Here is a 2,171-nt window from a genome sequence, read left to right as displayed (position 1 = left end):
GGGATCCCTAGAAATTGGAAACAATTCCGCCACCGATCCTGGCTATACTGAGGACACGCTCACCCAAAGTAGGGGTGAGCTTTCACTCGGCAGCGATTCACATGAGTTTTTGGAAGGGCCTGTTCGGGTCAGCAGGAGCTGCTACAACCAAAGAGCCGGCGCAAACAGCTAGGGCCGACCGTCGCCAGGAAACGGTGGTGGTACGAGGGGAGACAATCCTCTTCAGCTTGGATCCCAACTTGGATCTGTACGAGCTAGAGGAGCTCTGCGATGCGGTGGGGTGGTCGCGTCGCCCCATTCACAAGGTGAGAAAAGCCCTGCAGCACAGCTTTTTGGTGGTGTCGATGTGGCAGCAGCGGGGCAGCTACCGTCGCCTCATCGGCTTTGCCCGGGCAACGTCCGACCACGCTTTCAATGCCACCATTTGGGATGTGGTGGTTCATCCCGATTTCCAGGGTAGGGGTCTGGGCAAGCGGCTGATGGAAAAGGTGATCCACGAGCTGCGCGCCCGAGACATCAGCAACATCACCCTTTTTGCCGATCAGGGAGTGGTCAGCTTTTACGAACGGCTGGGCTTCACCGCCGACCCTGAGGGGATCAAAGGCATGTTCTGGTATCCCCGCTAGCGTATGGCCCCTGTGGTGATTTTGCCCGGTTATCTGGCGGGTGCGTCGGAGTATGAGCCCCTGCGCCAAGAGCTGGAAGCCCGCGGCTATGCGGCACGGGTGGTGCCGTTGCAGGTGCGCAGTTGGTTTCCCACGCTGGGGGGAAGGCCTGTCACTCCCATCCTGTGGGCCCTTCGAGAGACCATCCAAAAGACCTGCGCTGAGTTTGGGGTTGACCGAGTTAACCTGGTGGCCCACTCCGCCGGCGGCTGGATTGCCCGCATCTACCTGGGATCCGTGCCCTATAGGGGACAGGTGTGGCAGGGGCGGGAGCAGGTCGCTGCGCTGATTAGCTTGGGATCCCCCCACACCAGCCGGGAGCGCTGGACGAAGCGCAATTTGGACTTTGTCAACACCCACTATCCGGGGGCCTTTTGGCCCGAGGTCAAATATGTGTGCGTGGCCGGCAGGGTCATCCAGGGGCAGAGGTTGAGTCTGGGATCCCTGTGGCGACAGGAGCATTATCTGGCTTGGCTGGCCTACAACAGCTATTGGCTCACGGCTGGACAGGGGGAATTGTGGGGCGATGGCATTACCCCCATCGAGGCTGCCCACCTGCAGGGGGCTGTTAACCTCACTCTGCCCAACTGCTACCATTCCGGTCGGGGTGGACGGCGCTGGTATGGATCCCCCGAGGTGGTGGAAACTTGGGCTCAGTATCTGGCTTAGGGCCGGGGTTTAGCTGCCAGGCTTGCTTGGGTCGCCGAGGGAAGTCTCGGGCAAAGAGGCGGCCGATTGGCGGCGTTCCTGCTGACGCCGGGCGGCTTTTACCATCTCCTCGACCACAGCCCGCGCCTGCTTCATGCGATCCAAACTGCTGCGATAGAGCTCCAGATCTTTTCTCACCCGCTCTGTTGAAAAGGGCAGCTTGCTCACCACATTCTCCAAAAAGCGGCGGGTGCGTTCTTCTGGTTCTTCGTAAAGGGACTTGGCCACAACTTCATAGGCTGTGTAAAGGCCAACAGCTAAGACCCGGCTGTAGGCGTAGGGCGGCTGAGTCATGCGCTCCAAAATGGCTTTCAACCCACCCACATCTTCCGCCTCTGGCTTGAGACAGAGGAGATCAAGTCTTTGACGGGGATCCCCGCTTCCCATCAACTCCAGCAGATCGCGGGCATTCTTGCGCAACACCTCCGGCTTGAGGTGCAGAGCCTTACAGAGGGCGTTGAAAATGGCTTCTCGCTGCTCAGGGGGGTGATAGGCTTCCATCAGCCCGTCGTAGAGGGTGACCAGCCCCAAGGCAAAAAACGGATCGTAGACGAAGGTGCTGTTGACGGTGGTCAGGTGCAGCTCCACCAACAACTCCTCCACCACCCGGCGATAGACGGCGTTGATCGGGCGAGGGTAGGCGCTGAAAAAGGCCGCTTTGGTGGCGGAGAGGGTGCGAACAGGATTCACAGGCAGACAAAAATGAGCTTGAGGATGGCTTCTCTGTTTTTTTATTCTCACCTGTGCTGACCCTGAGGGCAAGCTGTGTTGACATCCTCCCCGGCCTGAAGGCTGGAG

General features: G+C 59.5%; 3 protein-coding genes. 2 read left to right on the top strand and 1 reads right to left on the bottom strand.

Going from position 1 to position 2,171, the window contains the following annotated elements:
- Nucleotides 1-101: 101 nt before the first annotated feature.
- Together NW815_RS04885 and NW815_RS04880 are read left to right on the top strand one after the other, a co-directional pair.
- Nucleotides 102-626 carry a GNAT family N-acetyltransferase gene (locus NW815_RS04885; protein ID WP_414343795.1) on the top strand — a complete coding sequence of 175 codons (525 nt, stop codon included), beginning with the start codon at nucleotides 102-104 and terminating at the stop codon, nucleotides 624-626.
- 3 nt (nucleotides 627-629) lie between these two features.
- On the top strand, nucleotides 630-1,334 hold the full coding sequence (locus tag NW815_RS04880; RefSeq protein ID WP_414390818.1) for an esterase/lipase family protein: 705 nt from the start codon (nucleotides 630-632) through the stop codon (nucleotides 1,332-1,334).
- 9 nt (nucleotides 1,335-1,343) lie between these two features.
- Here NW815_RS04880 and psb29 read toward each other — a convergent pair whose 3' ends face one another.
- Nucleotides 1,344-2,063: a photosystem II biogenesis protein Psp29 gene (psb29, locus tag NW815_RS04875; protein WP_041436186.1), complete on the bottom strand. Its 720-nt coding sequence runs from the start codon at nucleotides 2,061-2,063 to the stop codon at nucleotides 1,344-1,346.
- Nucleotides 2,064-2,171: the final 108 nt, after the last annotated feature.

This window comes from Synechococcus sp. R6-7 (assembly GCF_047461695.1).
In the GTDB taxonomy this organism is placed as follows: domain Bacteria; phylum Cyanobacteriota; class Cyanobacteriia; order Thermostichales; family Thermostichaceae; genus Thermostichus.
Note: the sequence above shows the minus strand (reverse complement) of the source record. Positions and strands in the feature narration are given on the sequence as shown.

Excerpts from the sequence above, each read along its gene's own strand:
- NW815_RS04885 (WP_414343795.1), top strand. The coding sequence starts at position 102 with ATGAGTTTTTGGAAGGGCCTGTTCGGGTCAGCAGGAGCTGCTACAACC.
- NW815_RS04880 (WP_414390818.1), top strand. The coding sequence starts at position 630 with ATGGCCCCTGTGGTGATTTTGCCCGGTTATCTGGCGGGTGCGTCGGAG.